At 73.4% G+C, this 13655-nt stretch carries 13 protein-coding genes; 6 read left to right on the forward strand and 7 right to left on the reverse strand.

Going from position 1 to position 13655, the window contains the following annotated elements:
* Window positions 1–175 precede the first annotated feature (175 nt).
* A complete protein-coding gene (locus ACZ5NW_RS34845) occupies window positions 176–931 on the reverse strand; it encodes a hypothetical protein (RefSeq protein WP_468748029.1) in 756 nt (251 codons plus the stop codon).
* A gap of 1 nt (window position 932) precedes the next feature.
* Window positions 933–1472 carry an RNA polymerase sigma factor gene (locus ACZ5NW_RS34850; RefSeq protein WP_468748030.1) on the reverse strand — a complete coding sequence of 180 codons (540 nt, stop codon included), beginning with the start codon at window positions 1470–1472 and terminating at the stop codon, window positions 933–935.
* A 241-nt stretch (window positions 1473–1713) separates the two neighbouring features.
* Here ACZ5NW_RS34850 and ACZ5NW_RS34855 point away from each other — a divergent pair, with 241 nt between their 5' ends.
* Entirely contained in the window at window positions 1714–2730 is a 1017-nt protein-coding gene (locus tag ACZ5NW_RS34855) for an aspartate-semialdehyde dehydrogenase (protein WP_468748031.1), read from the forward strand.
* Window positions 2731–2797: 67 nt separating this feature from the next.
* Here the strand turns inward: ACZ5NW_RS34855 and ACZ5NW_RS34860 are convergent, their stop codons facing one another.
* A complete protein-coding gene (locus tag ACZ5NW_RS34860; RefSeq protein ID WP_468748135.1) occupies window positions 2798–3268 on the reverse strand; it encodes a DUF1203 domain-containing protein in 471 nt (156 codons plus the stop codon).
* Window positions 3269–3433: 165 nt separating this feature from the next.
* Between ACZ5NW_RS34860 and pepN the strand changes: the two genes are divergently transcribed.
* A complete protein-coding gene (pepN, locus tag ACZ5NW_RS34865; protein WP_468748032.1) occupies window positions 3434–6007 on the forward strand; it encodes an aminopeptidase N in 2574 nt (857 codons plus the stop codon).
* 90 nt (window positions 6008–6097) lie between these two features.
* Here pepN and ACZ5NW_RS34870 read toward each other — a convergent pair whose 3' ends face one another.
* On the reverse strand, window positions 6098–7033 hold the full coding sequence (locus tag ACZ5NW_RS34870; protein WP_468748033.1) for an EamA family transporter: 936 nt from the start codon (window positions 7031–7033) through the stop codon (window positions 6098–6100).
* Window positions 7034–7206: 173 nt separating this feature from the next.
* Between ACZ5NW_RS34870 and ACZ5NW_RS34875 the strand changes: the two genes are divergently transcribed.
* Window positions 7207–7740: a MarR family winged helix-turn-helix transcriptional regulator gene (locus tag ACZ5NW_RS34875; protein ID WP_468748034.1), complete on the forward strand. Its 534-nt coding sequence runs from the start codon at window positions 7207–7209 to the stop codon at window positions 7738–7740.
* Between the two features lie 123 nt (window positions 7741–7863).
* Here the strand turns inward: ACZ5NW_RS34875 and ACZ5NW_RS34880 are convergent, their stop codons facing one another.
* The 3 genes from ACZ5NW_RS34880 to ACZ5NW_RS34890 all read right to left on the reverse strand — a co-directional run bounded on the left by ACZ5NW_RS34880 (window position 7864) and on the right by ACZ5NW_RS34890 (window position 10543).
* Window positions 7864–8121, reverse strand: coding sequence for a hypothetical protein (locus ACZ5NW_RS34880; RefSeq protein ID WP_468748035.1), 258 nt, complete (start codon window positions 8119–8121; stop codon window positions 7864–7866).
* A gap of 151 nt (window positions 8122–8272) precedes the next feature.
* Window positions 8273–10348, reverse strand: coding sequence for a 4-alpha-glucanotransferase (malQ, locus tag ACZ5NW_RS34885; protein ID WP_468748036.1), 2076 nt, complete (start codon window positions 10346–10348; stop codon window positions 8273–8275).
* Window positions 10349–10543, reverse strand: coding sequence for a hypothetical protein (locus ACZ5NW_RS34890; protein ID WP_468748037.1), 195 nt, complete (start codon window positions 10541–10543; stop codon window positions 10349–10351).
* Window positions 10544–10670: 127 nt separating this feature from the next.
* On the opposite strand from ACZ5NW_RS34890, the gene ACZ5NW_RS34895 reads away from it, so the two are divergent.
* The 3 genes from ACZ5NW_RS34895 (at window position 10671) to ACZ5NW_RS34905 (ending at window position 13523) form a co-directional block, all read left to right on the forward strand.
* On the forward strand, window positions 10671–11204 hold the full coding sequence (locus ACZ5NW_RS34895; protein ID WP_468748038.1) for a PadR family transcriptional regulator: 534 nt from the start codon (window positions 10671–10673) through the stop codon (window positions 11202–11204).
* A gap of 19 nt (window positions 11205–11223) precedes the next feature.
* On the forward strand, window positions 11224–11931 hold the full coding sequence (locus tag ACZ5NW_RS34900) for an ABC transporter ATP-binding protein (protein WP_468748039.1): 708 nt from the start codon (window positions 11224–11226) through the stop codon (window positions 11929–11931).
* 221 nt (window positions 11932–12152) lie between these two features.
* Window positions 12153–13523 (forward strand): ABC transporter permease, encoded by a 1371-nt coding sequence (locus tag ACZ5NW_RS34905; RefSeq protein WP_468748136.1) that lies wholly within the window; start codon window positions 12153–12155, stop codon window positions 13521–13523.
* Window positions 13524–13655 lie beyond the last annotated feature (132 nt).

Consider the following 13655-nt stretch of genomic DNA (forward strand, 5'->3'; position numbering starts at 1 on the left):
GAAAAAAAAATGACGGGCCGGGGGGGGGGGGAGGGTTGGGGGCGGGGGGTTTTTTTCTGAAACTCTTGGGGGGGGGAAGGGGGGGGGGGGGTCTGGCACGCCCCCCCGCCCCTCCGCTTTCTCCCCTGCGGCTTTCTCTCCTACATCTTTCTCTTCTCCGTCTTTCTCTTCTACGTCACCGGTCGGCGTCGCACGTCAGGTGCGCGGCCTCGGGCAGGGCGCCGGCGAGGGCGGAACGCTGGCGGGCGATCTCCGGTTCGCCGACCGTCCACACGTCCGGGGAGGCGGAGCCCGGCGAGAGGGCAACGAGGACGTGGTCGCCCCGGCGCAGCAGGGGGTCCGTGTCCTCCCCGATCGTCACCTCGACCCGCGCGGCCGCCGGCACCGGCTTGTAGGCACGGGTGACGTGCAGGGTGACGCTCTTGTCCCCGGTCCCACCCAGCCGCCGTACGGCCGTCACATCGCCCTCGACGACCAGACGGGCGCAGGCCAGATAGCCGGCGTCGCCCAGCGGACCGGCGGCCGCGTCCAGGCCGCCGTTCCCAGCACCGGACTCTGCCTTCTTGTCCGCGCTGGACGCCCCGATGTCGTCGGCGCCGTGCCCCACCGCCTGCACCAGCAGCCACCCGGAACCGGCGACCAGCGCACCGGCGGCGGCCACGCCCACCGTCCGCAGGGCCAAGGGCAGCAGGGGGCGCCGGGAGGGTCGTAGCGGCACGACGGGGGCCGGGGCGGGCGGTGGCTCCCCGGTGAGGGTGTCGGCGAGAAGGCCGAGTTGCTCGCGCAGGAGGTCCACATCGGCGGCGGCCGCCCGGTGTTCCGCCAGGAACGCGGGGTCGGCGCGCTGCTCCTCGGACAGGGGCTCGTCGCTGAGCACGGCCATCAGAGCGTCCTGGGCGAACCGCTCGTGCTCGTCGTGTCCGGCGGTCATCTCACACCACCTCGTCCTCGTGCAGGCGGGCGCGCAGGGCCCGGACCGCCGTGTGCAGGCGGCTCTTGACCGTGCCCTCCGGGACGCCGAGCTCCTCGGCGATGGAACGCACCGGCAGATCGGCGTAGAACCGCAGGACCACGACCTGGCGCTGGGCGTCGGGCAGCTGGTCCAGCCCCTGGGCGAGGGCCACGGAGAGCACACTGCTCTCCTCGCCGGACGGGTGCTCCAGCTGGCGCAGGGAGGCGAGCCGCTCCCCCAGCCGCTCCTGGCGGCGCTTGGCGCGGTGCCAGTCCATGGCGAGGTTGGAGGCGACGACCGCCGCCCACGCCGAGACGTCCCGGGGCGCCTCGCGCCCGCTTGCCGCCCGCTCCAGCAGCCGCAGGCGGACCTGCTGCACCCCGTCCAGCAGGTCCGCCTGCGGCACGCCACCGAGCGCGAGCACCGCCCGCACCCGGCGTTCCTGCGCCGCGTCCAGAGGATCACCGGGCCCGGTCCCGTCCTCGTGGACGCGGCGGGTGATTCTGCGCAGCACGGACACCCCTCCCCTCGCCGCGTTTCCCCTAAGACGCGGCACGGGGCGGAAACGTTCGACCGGACAGGCGGAGATTTTCCGGGAGGCACACCCACGACCTGGACGAAAATCTGTTCGAGTGACTGTCCAACCCTTGGGCAGGGACGTCAAACGATTGGACACATACGCCGGGGTCCCCCGCATGATGGAAGGGCCCCGGTCGCGGGCCACCCGGGCACGCACACGCACGTCAGGCAGAGGAGTCGCCGTGAAGGTAGGAATCGTCGGAGCCACCGGTCAGGTCGGCACGGTCATGCGCAGGATCCTCGTGGAGCGGAACTTCCCGGTCAGCGAGCTGCGCCTGTTCGCCTCGGCCCGGTCGGCGGGGACGGTCCTGGACGGCGTGACGGTCGAGGACGCGACGACGGCGGACTACTCCGGCCTCGACATCGTCCTGTTCTCCGCGGGCGGCGCGACCTCGAAGGCGCTGGCCGAGAAGGTCGCCTCGCAGGGCGCGGTCGTGATCGACAACTCCTCCGCGTGGCGCAAGGACCCCGAGGTGCCGCTGGTCGTCTCCGAGGTGAACCCGCACGCGATCGCGAACCGCCCCAAGGGCATCATCGCCAACCCGAACTGCACGACGATGGCCGCGATGCCGGTCCTGAAGCCGCTGCACGTGGAGGCGGGTCTGGAGGCGCTGGTCGTCGCCACCTACCAGGCGGTGTCCGGGTCGGGTCTGGCGGGCGTCGAGGAGCTCTTCGAGCAGATCAAGAAGGTCGGCGACGACGCGCCCAAGCTCACCCACGACGGCACGGCGGCGGACTTCCCGGCCCCGAACAAGTACGTCGCGCCCATCGCGTACAACGTGCTGCCGATGGCCGGGTCCGTCGTGGACGACGGTCTGAACGAGACGGACGAGGAGCAGAAGCTCCGCAACGAGTCCCGCAAGATCCTGGAGATCCCGGACCTCAAGGTCTCCGGCACCTGCGTGCGCGTCCCGGTCTTCACCGGGCACTCCCTCCAGGTCAACGCCCGTTTCGCGCGGCCGCTGAGCCCCGAGCGCGCGGCGGAGATCCTGGCCGGCGCCGAGGGTGTCGTCCTCACCGACGTGCCCACCCCGCTGGTGGCGGCCGGCCGCGACGAGTCCTTCGTGGGCCGCATCCGCCGCGACGAGACGGTGGAGAACGGCCTCGCCCTGTTCATCTCCGACGACAACCTCCGCAAGGGCGCGGCCCTGAACGCGGTCCAGATCGCGGAGCTGGTGGCGGCGGAGCTGAAGGGTTAGAGCTCTTCTTTTGGATCTGGCCGGCCCCCTTCCTCGAAGGGGGCCGGCGCCGTTTGTGGAACCGGGATCACGCCCGGCGCACCTCGTAGAGGAAGCAGCCGTACTCGACCGCGCGGACGTGGACGAGTGCCACGGCCGGATCGCCGAACGCCTCCGCGACGGCCGCGTCGAACCCGCCCGCGTCCTCGCCCTCGACCAGCCGCCCGCCGAGGATGTGCCCGTCGGCGGAGTAACGGCGCAGGACGCGGTGGGCGTCGGTGAACGCGAGGCCCTCGCTCCGCGGCCCGGAGCACTCCTCGGCGTGGACGAAGACGGGCCCCTGCTCGTCGTAGGCCCCGGGAGCGGCCCCCGTCCGCGCCGCCCAGCGCCGCAGGGGCGCGTACGAGACGAGCGCGATGCGCTCCCCGGGCTCGCTGCGGCGCAGACAGCAGCGCAGCGGCGCGCCGCCCTCGGCGTCGGTGAAGGGCTCGGCGGGCCGCCCCGCGTCGTCGACGACGAGCAGCCGCTCACGAACAGCGGACGCGATGGCCAAAGGCATGTAGGTCGTAGTCACACCCCCACCCTGGCGCCCGGGAACCGGACCCACCGGCGGATTCCGGACGTGACGCTCCGCGGGCGCGACCGGGTCGGTGGCCGGTCGTCGCCCGGCGCGGCGTCCCATGGAAGGATGGCGAAACCCACAGATGAACGAGGAGATGACCGCGTGCCTGGCACAAACCTGACTCGCGAAGAGGCGCAGCAGCGGGCGAAGCTGCTCACCGTTGACTCGTACGAGATCGATCTCGACCTCTCGGGCGCGCAGGAGGGCGGTACCTACCGGTCCGCGACCACGGTGCGCTTCGACGTCGCTGAGAACGGCGCGGAGTCCTTCATCGACCTGGTGGCCCCGGCGGTCCACGAGGTGACGCTGAACGGCGACCCGCTGGACCCCGCCGAGGTGTTCAAGGACTCCCGGATCGCGCTGCCGGGCCTGCTGGAGGGCCGCAACGTCCTCCGGGTCGTCGCCGACTGCGCCTACACCAACACCGGTGAGGGCCTGCACCGCTTCGTCGACCCGGTCGACGAGCAGGCCTACCTGTACACGCAGTTCGAGGTGCCGGACGCCCGCCGTGTCTTCGCGTCCTTCGAGCAGCCCGACCTCAAGGCCACCTTCCAGTTCACCGTGAAGGCGCCGACGGGCTGGACCGTCATCTCCAACTCGCCGACCCCGGAGCCCAAGGACGACGTCTGGGTCTTCGAGCCGACCCCGCGCATCTCGACGTACATCACCGCGCTGATCGTCGGCCCGTACCACTCCGTGCACAGCGTGTACGAGAAGGACGGGCAGAGCGTCCCGCTCGGCATCTACTGCCGCCCGTCCCTCGCCGAGTTCCTGGACTCGGACGCGATCTTCGAGGTGACCCGGCAGGGCTTCGACTGGTTCCAGGAAAAGTTCGACTACGCGTACCCCTTCAAGAAGTACGACCAGCTGTTCGTGCCGGAGTTCAACGCGGGCGCGATGGAGAACGCGGGCGCGGTGACCATCCGCGACCAGTACGTGTTCCGCTCGAAGGTGACGGACGCCGCGTACGAGGTGCGTGCCGAGACCATCCTCCACGAGCTGGCCCACATGTGGTTCGGCGACCTGGTCACCATGGAGTGGTGGAACGACCTGTGGCTGAACGAGTCGTTCGCCACGTACACGTCGATCGCCTGCCAGGCGTACGCGCCGGAGTCCCGCTGGCCGCACTCCTGGACCACGTTCGCCAACTCGATGAAGACGTGGGCGTACCGCCAGGACCAGCTCCCCTCCACGCACCCGATCATGGCCGAGATCCGCGACCTGGACGACGTCCTCGTCAACTTCGACGGCATCACGTACGCCAAGGGCGCCTCGGTCCTCAAGCAGCTCGTCGCGTACGTCGGCATGGACGAGTTCTTCGCGGGCGTCCAGGCGTACTTCAAGCGGCACGCCTACGGCAACACCCGCCTGTCCGACCTGCTGGGCGCCCTGGAGGAGACCTCCGGCCGCGACCTGAGCACCTGGTCGGCCAAGTGGCTGGAGACGGCCGGCATCAACATCCTGCGCCCGGAGATCGAGACCGACGCCGGCGGTGTCATCACCTCCTTCGCGATCCGCCAGGAGGCCCCGGCCCTCCCGGCGGGCGCCAAGGGCGAGCCGATCCTGCGCCCGCACCGCATCGCGGTCGGCCTGTACGAGCTCGACGAGGAGAGCGGCAAGCTGGTCCGCGACGAGCGCGTCGAGCTGGACGTCGACGGCGAGCTGACGGCCGTGCCGCAGCTGGTGGGCAAGCGCCGCCCGGCGGTGATCCTGCTCAACGACGACGACCTGTCGTACGCGAAGGTCCGCCTGGACGAGCAGTCCCTGGCGTTCGTCACGGAGCACCTGGGCGACTTCGAGTCCTCCCTCCCCCGCGCCCTGTGCTGGGCGTCGGCGTGGGACATGACGAGGGACGCGGAGCTGGCGACCCGCGACTACCTCTCGCTCGTCCTCTCCGGCATCGCCAAGGAGTCCGACATCGGTGTCGTGCAGTCCCTGCACCGCCAGGTGAAGCTGGCGATCGACCTGTACGCCGACCCGACCGCCCGCGAGGCCCTGCTCACCCGCTGGACCGACGCCACGCTGGCCCACCTGCGGGCGGCCGAGCCGGGCGGCGACCACCAGCTGGCGTGGGCCCGCGCCTTCGCGGCGACGGCCCGTACGCCGGAACAGCTGGACCTCCTGGAGGGGCTGCTGGACGGCACCCAGACCGTCGAGGGCCTCGCCGTCGACACCGAGCTGCGCTGGGCGTTCGTGCAGCGCCTGGCGGCGGTCGGCCGCTTCGACGAGGCGGAGATCGCCGGGGAGTACGAGCGGGACAGGACCGCCGCCGGCGAGCGCCACGCGGCGACGGCCCGCGCCGCCCGCCCGACGGCGGAGGCCAAGGCGGAGGCGTGGGCGTCGGTCGTGGAGTCCGACAAGCTCCCGAACGCCGTCCAGGAAGCGGTGATCTCCGGCTTCGTCCAGACCGACCAGCGCGAGCTGCTCGCGCCGTACACGGACAAGTACTTCGAGGTCCTCAAGGGCATCTGGGACTCCCGCTCCCACGAGATCGCCCAGCAGATCGCGGTCGGCCTCTACCCGGCCCTCCAGGTCTCCGCCGAGACCCTGTCCAAGACGGACACCTGGCTCTCCACCGCCGACCCGAACGCGGCCCTGCGCCGCCTCGTCTCGGAATCCCGCGCGGGCGTGGAACGCGCCCTGAAGGCCCAGGCGGCGGACGCGGCGGCAGAGTAACCACGCCGTCCGTCACGCCACAGAGGGCGCCCGGTGCCACCATGGCACCGGGCGCCTTCTCTTTGGTCGTCGCCGCATACGCGGGCGGAGCTAGCGTCGCAGGGAGGCTTCTTTCACGTCCGTCGAGGCCTTCCGGGGGTTCCTTTCTGCGGCGCCGACCGATCGTGCGGGCGTGCCGCCCGAGCGGAGCTGGCCTGCCACCGTCGCTCCGAACGCCAGCGCCATGCCCGCCAGCTGCAGCGGCGTCAGTGTCTGGTCCAGGGCCGCCCAGCCGACGACCGCCGCGGTCAGCGGGGAGAGCGGTCCGAGGAAGGTGACCTGGGTCGCGGTGAGGCGGCCGATGCCACGGAACCAGAGCCAGTACGCGACCGCCGTGTTGGCGAGGGCGAGGTACAGGTAGCCGCCGATCGCGGGGGCGTCCAGCGCGGGCGGGGCTCCCTCGACGAGGAGGGCGACCGGCGCGATGAGCAGGCCGCCGGCGGTGAGCTGCCACGCCGTGAGGGCCAGCGGGCCGACCCCCTCGGGGCGGCCCCACCTCTTCGTGAGGACCGTGCCGGTGGACATGGAGGCGGTGGAGGCGAGCGCCGCGAGCACACCGAGCGCGTCCAGAGCCCCGGCCGCCTTCAGGACGACCAGGCTGACGCCGAACGCGGCCACGGCGCCGGTCAGCAGCGTGCGGGCGGTGGGGCGCACGCCCAGCAGCAGTGCCGAGAGACCGACCACGAAGAGCGGACCGACCGAGCCGACCACGGCCGCCATGCCACCGGGCAGCCGGTACGCGGACAGGAACAGCAGCGGGAAGAACGCGCCGATGTTCAGCGCGCCGAGCACCGCCGCCTTCCACCACCAGGCGCCGCGCGGCAGCACCCGGGCGAGGGCGAGCAGCAGCAGGCCGGCGGGCAGGGCGCGCATCAGGCCGGTGAACAGGGGGCGGTCCGGCGGGAGGAACTCGGTGGTGACCGCGTAGGTGGTGCCCCAGGAGATGGGTGCGAGGGCGGTGAGGAGGACGGTGGCGGAGCGGTTCATGGGGCTCCCCCTTCGGGGTCCGGGTTGCTTGGCAAGAAGTAGCTTAGCTCTAAGCCACTTAGAGTCAAGCCGCTTGGGAGAAAGATGCTCAGGAGAAAGACGCTCAGAGGAAAGATGCTTGGATCCGAGATGCTTTCTTGCGAGCCATCCCCTCGGCCCGGATACTCGGGCCCATGGATCCGACCCCCCAGCCCACCGCCCCCACCGCCCCCCGCGACCCGGTCGACGCGATCATCGAGCAGTGGGCCGCCGTGCGCCCCGACCTCGACACCCGTGCGATGGAGGTCTTCGGACGCGTCTTCCGGCTCGCGCGGACGATGGGCGACCGCATGGAGGCGGCCTACGCGCGGTTCGGGATCTCCCGCGGCGAGTTCGACGTGCTCGCCACTCTGCGCCGCGCCGACGCGCCGTACACCCTCTCGCCGCGCCAGCTCTCGGCGACGCTGATGCTCACCACCGGCGGCATGACCGGGCGCCTCGACAAGCTGGAGCGGGCCGGACTGCTGCGCCGCTCCCCCGACCCGCACGACCGCCGGGGACTCCAGGTGACCCTGACCGACGAGGGCCTGGCCCTGATCGACGAAGCGGTCGGCGCGGGCCTCGCGGTCCAGACGGAGGCGCTCACCGCCCTCGACGCCGAGCAGGCCGACCGACTGGCCGACCTGCTCCGGACCCTGCTGGCGGGGGCGACCCGGACGACCGAGTAGGGCCCGCGCCCCCGGCTCTCACGCCGGTCGCAACGGCACAGCAAAGGGCGCCGTCCCCGTCGGCGTACGGCGTGATGCGTACGACGGCGGGGGCGGCGCCCTGTGAGCGTGTGCGCGGAAGCGTCAGGCCTTGGCCTGGGCCTTGGCCTTCGGCTGGCGGTCCGTGGACCTGTCCAGGACCCACACCAGGCCCGCGATGACCGCGAAGATCGCGATCGGGGCGAGTACGTAGAGACCCAGCGTCTCGATGACGCTCAGGCCGGACCCGGGGTCGTCACCGTCGTCGCGGGTGAGCGCGAGCGCGGGGGACGACATGAGCAGCATCATCAGCGTCGTACCGGCGGCCAGGGTGCCGGCGCGCAGGGCGTTCTTCTTGTCCACGGTGCCAAAGTAGCGAACGCCGGGAGGGAGTGCGCGCTCGGGGTGCCGTATCGGGTGCGGTCCGCTGGTGCGAGCGTCTTCGGGGGCTGCCGCCCCCGGGCCCCCGCTTCGGCCCTGAACGGGCCTTGTCCTCAATCGTCCTCGATCGTCCTCAATCGCCGGACGGGCCGGAATGCTCTCGCAGGACGTCCATCAGGGCCCGGACCCTCGCCGACCCCGTCAGTTCCTCCAGGGTCACCGGGCGGCCGTCGCCGTCCGCGATGGGCAGACGCCAGTTCGGGTACTGGTCCCAGGTACCGGGGACGTTCTGCGGGCGGCGGTCGCCGATGCCGTCGGGGAGCCAGATGCCGATCATGCGGGCCGGGGTGCGCAGCAGGAAGCGGTGGACGGCCTGGATCCGGGCCTCCTCCGAGACGAGGTCGGCGCCTCCGTCGCCGTCGGTCAGCAGGCCGAGGCGGCTCAGCAGGTCCAGCCACTCCCCCGTGTCCGCGGCGTCCGCCGCCCGCTCCTGCGCCACGGGGCGGGTCGACAGGCCGAGGCGGTCGCGGAGTTCGGTGTGCTCGCCGCTGAGCCGGGCGGCGGTGGGCGGCAGATCGTGGGTGGTGGCGGTGGCGAGGCAGTCCGCGCGCCAGCGTTCCGGGGGCAGCGGGCGGCCGTCGCCGTCCCAGTCCCGTTCGAACCACAGGACGGACGTGCCGAGCACCCCGCGTTCGCGCAACGCCTCCCGCACCCCCGGCTCGACGGTGCCCAGGTCCTCACCGATGACCGGAGCGCCGGCCCGCGAGGCCTCCAGGACGAGGACGGCGAGCATGGCCTCCGCGTCGTAGCGGACGTATGTGCCCTCCGTGGGTGGCCGGCCCTGGGGGACCCACCACAGCCGGAACAGGCCCATGACGTGGTCGATGCGCAGGGCGCCGGCGTAGCGGAAGAGGGCGCGCAGCAGGCGGCGGTAGGGGGCGTAGCCCGAGGCGGCGAGGCGGTCGGGGCGCCAGGGCGGCAGGCCCCAGTCCTGGCCGCGGGCGTTGAAGGCGTCCGGGGGCGCGCCGATGGACATGCCGGCCGCGAGGTACTCCTGCTGCGCCCAGGCGTCGGCGCCGGTGGGGTGCACACCGACGGCGAGGTCGTGGACGACGCCGACCGGCATGCCGGCCTCGCGGGCCGTGCGCTGGGCGGCGGTGAGCTGGGTGTCGGTGAGCCAGGCGAGGCGGCAGTGGAAGTCGACGCGGGCCGTCGACGCGGCGCGGGCGCGGGCGGTCTCGGCGGAGCGCGGGTCGCGCAGTCCCTCGGGCCAGCGGCTCCAGTCGGAGCCGTACGTCTCGGCGAGGGCGCACCAGGTGGCGTGGTCTTCGAGGGCCTCGCCCTGTTCGGCGAGGAAGTCGCGGTAGGCGGCCTGCCGGCCGGGGCCCAGGGGGATCGCGCAGACGCGTTCCAAAGCCTCGCGTTTCAGGGCCCACACGGCGTCCCGGTCGATCAACGCGCCCTTCTCCAGGACCGCTTCGCGCAGCCGGGCCGCCCGCTCGCGCAGCTCGCCGTCCTCGACGTGCGCCCACTCGGGGATGTCCTCGATACGCAGGTGCACGGGGTCGGGGAAGCGGCGCGAGGAGGGCCGGTACGGGGAGGGGTCGGTGGGGGTACCGGGTACGGCGGCGTGCAGGGGGTTGACCTGCACGAATCCGGCGCCGAGGGCACGGCCGGCCCAGCCGGTGAGCTCGGCGAGGTCACCGAGGTCGCCCATGCCCCAGGAGCGGGTGGACAGCAGGGAGTAGAGCTGGACGAGCAGTCCGTACGAGCGTCCGGGCGGGGTGGGCAGGCGGGGCGGGGCGACGACGAGGTGGGCGTCGCCGGTGCGGCCGTCGGGGGCGGTGGCCGTCAACGCATGGACACCGAGCGGGAGTTGGTCGACCGAGGCGCGGGTCTCGCCCTGTTCGGTGGTGATGTGCAGGCGGGTGCCCTCGGGGAGGGCGGCGAGGGCCGGCGCGGTGCCGCCCTGTCCGGCCCAGGAGACGACCGTGGGCGGCAGCAGCCGCTCGCCCAGTTCCCGCTCTCGTGCGGCGAGCGCGGCGCGTACGGCCCCCGGGGTGCTCGCGTCGACGCCGAGGGCGGCGAGGGTACGGGTGACGGCGGCGGCGGAGGCGGTGACGATGCGGTCCGGGGAGGGCCGGTAGGAGGGGGCGACCCCGTGCAGTTCGGCCAGCCGGGTCAGTTCCTCGCTGGGCGGTGCGGTCATCTAGGGCCTCGTGGAGTCGGAGTCCGCGTCCGCCGCGGCGAGCGGGGGTTCGCTGGTGAGGGGTTCGGCGTCGGGCAGCGGGGGTTCGCTGGTCAGCGGGGCCTCGGCGCAGGGGCCTTCGGCGCTGAAGGCGCACTGGTGGGGGCCGGCGGGTTTGGACGGGGCCGGGACGAGGGGGTGCGTGGACACGGCCATGGGGGCCTCCTTGGCGAGTAGGGGGGTACGGGAGCCCTACCCGTCCAGCCACCGTCCACCCCTCTTCCCGCCCCTCCTTCCCCCTCCTCTATTCACTCAGTACATATACTCGGTGCATACTGATCGCATGAGCACCCGACACATCCTGCTGGGGCTGCTCGCGGCGGGGCCGAGCCATGGCTACGACCTCAAGCGGCGCCATGACGAGCGGTTCCCGCAGGCCCGCCCCCTCGCGTACGGCCAGGTCTATACGACCCTCCAACGCCTGGTCCGCGACGGCCTGGCGCAGGTCGAGGGCACCGATTCCGACGGGGGCCCGGAACGCACCACGTACCGCTCGACGGAGCAGGGCACGCGAGAGCTGGCGCGGTGGGCCGCGGAGATCGCGCCGCCGGCGCCCTTCGTGGCGAACGAGATCTTCGCCAAGGTCGTCGTGTCGATCCTGTCCGGCGGCGACCCCGCCGCCTATCTGCGGGAGCAGCGGGCCGCGCACATGGCGCGCATGCGGGAGCTGACGGCCGTCAAGACGGGCCCCGGCGCGGATCTCGCGACCGTGCTGTCGGCGGACTACGCCCTCAACCATCTCGACGCCGACCTCCGGTGGATGACGACCACGGCGGCCCGGCTGACCACTCTGACCGCGGAGGTCGACGCCACATGAACCACTACGGGGGTACGGCATGAAGGACACGTCGGACACGGCGGACGCGACGGTGCCGCTGCTCGCGGCGCGCGGTCTGGCCAAGTCGCACGGCAGGACGCGGGCCCTGCGCGGGGCCTCGCTGGAACTCGGCGCCGGGGAGATCCTCGCGGTGAGCGGGACGAGCGGCAGCGGCAAGTCCACGTTGCTGCACTGCCTGGCGGGGATCGTCCGGCCGGACGAAGGGGCGGTGGTGTACGACGGGGAGCGGCTGGACGAGCTGCCCGAGCGGCGGCTGAGCGAGCTGCGGCGCACCGCGTTCGGGGTGGTGTTCCAGTTCGGGCAGCTGATACCGGAACTGACGGCGCTGGACAACGCGGCGCTGCCGCTGATGCTGGCCGGCATGGCGCGGGCGGAGGCCCAGGAGCGGGCCGGGGAGTGGCTGGAGCGGTTCGGGGTGCGGGGGCAGCAGGAGCTGCGGCCGGGCGAGATGAGCGGGGGCCAGGCCCAGCGGGTCGCGCTGGCCCGGGCGCTGGTCACCGGGCCGAGGGTGGTCTTCGCGGACGAGCCGACGGGAGCGCTCGACTCCCTGGCGACCGAACAGGTGATGACGGCCCTGGTCCACACGGCCCGCGAGTCCGGCACCTCGGTCCTCCTGATCACCCATGACGCCCAGGTCGCGGCCTACGCGGACCGCGAACTGCGCCTGACCGACGGGGTCGTGTCGCTGGCGGGGGTGGCGGCGTGAGGGGGGACGACGTGAGCGGGGACGGACCGCAGGCGGGGGGCGGCACCGGCGCCGCGGGACCGACCGAGGCGCAGGGGGCCCACGAGACCGGCTCCCCAGCGGGTGCCGGTACCGGCCGGGGGGTTCGTAGCGGCACTCTCGCCAGCCGCCCGCAACCGACCGGCACGCCGGGGGCCCACCGGGCCGGCTCCCCAGCGCATACCGGTGCCGGCGTCGGCCGCATCGCGCTCCTCTCCGTCGATCTTCGGCTTGCCTGGCAGCTCACGCGGGGGTCCGATCGGCGGGAGTGGTGGCGGGTGGGGCTCACGGCGGTCGGGGCGGGGCTTGCCGCCGGGTTCGCCATGGCGGCCGTGGCGCTGGGGAGCATGCGCGGGTATCACGACGTACCGGTCGGGCACGGCCTGCTGAACAACCCCGGTGAGCGGTCCGGCGTGATCACCGCGCTGCTGCTCCTGCTGGTCCCCGTGCTCGGCTTCCTCGGCCAGTGCGCCCGCGTCGGTGCCGTGCACCGCGACCGCCGGCTGGCGGGACTGCGGCTGGCCGGTGCCACGCCGGCCCAGGTGCGCCGGATCGCCGCGCTGGAGACGGGGCTGGCCTGTCTGCTCGGCTCGCTGCCGGCGACGGCCGTGGCGGTGCCGGTGCTGCGGGGCCTGTGGGCCGACCCGAGCCCGTACACCTGGGCGGGGCTGACGCTGGTCGCCGTGGGGACGCCGGTCCTCGGCGCGGTGACGGGCGCCCTGGTGCTGCGCCGGGTGGTGGCCTCGCCGCTGGGCTGGGTACGGCGGACCCGCCCGAGCAGCGGACGGGGCCCGGCCCTGCTGTTCAGCGGCGCGGTGCTGCTCGTGCTGTTGCCGGCCCTCGCCGCGCTGGCGAACTCCTCCGGCCGCCCCGGCCTGGGCGAACTGCCGCTGGCGCTGTTCGGTCTGGTCATCGCGGTCGGCACGGGTTCCGTATGGCTGGCGGGCGCGGCCTCGCTGCTGACCGGGCGGCTGCTGGCGCGGCGGGCCCGTTCGGCGGCGACGCTGATCGCGGCGGAGCGGCTGCGGGACGACCCGTGGGCGGCGTCCCGCACCCACGCGGCGGTGCTGCTGGTGACGATCGTCGGCACGGGCTTCGTCGGCGTCCGCCACGCGCTCCTCGCCGATCTGCACGCGATGGACCGCCGGGGCAGCCTCGGCGAGGACATCTCGTTCTACACGTCGGGCCTGGACCTCACCGCCGTGGCGGTCCTCGTCGCCCTTGTGATCACCCTGTCCGGTCTGGCCGTGGGCACCGCCGAGTCGCTGTCCACCCGGCGGCGGGGCCTGGCCGCCCAGGTGGCCGCCGGCGTGCCGAGGGCGGTGCTGGGCCGCGCGCTGCTGCTGGAGACGGCGCTGCCCCTGGCCCCGGCGCTGCTGCTCGCGGGCGCGGGCGGCATGGCGATCGGCGTGTTCTACGCGAACCTGACGGCCGACGACGGCGTCACACCGGGCCTGCCGTACGCGGCGCTGCTCGTGCCCGTCGCCGTGTACACGGGCTGTCTGCTGGCGACGGCCACGTCACTGCCCCTGCTGCGGCGCTCGGCCCGTCCGCAGGAGCTGCGCTACGTGTGAGCGCGGGCGCGGCAGGCCGACAGGACGGCAGGCCAGCCCGGCCCGGGGGGGGGGGGGGGGGGGGGGGGGGGGGGGGGAGGGAGGGGGGGGGGGGGGGGGGGGGAGGGGGGGAGGAGGGAGGGATGGGCGTGT

The sequence above is a fragment of the Streptomyces sp. NPDC032126 genome, assembly GCF_055580085.1.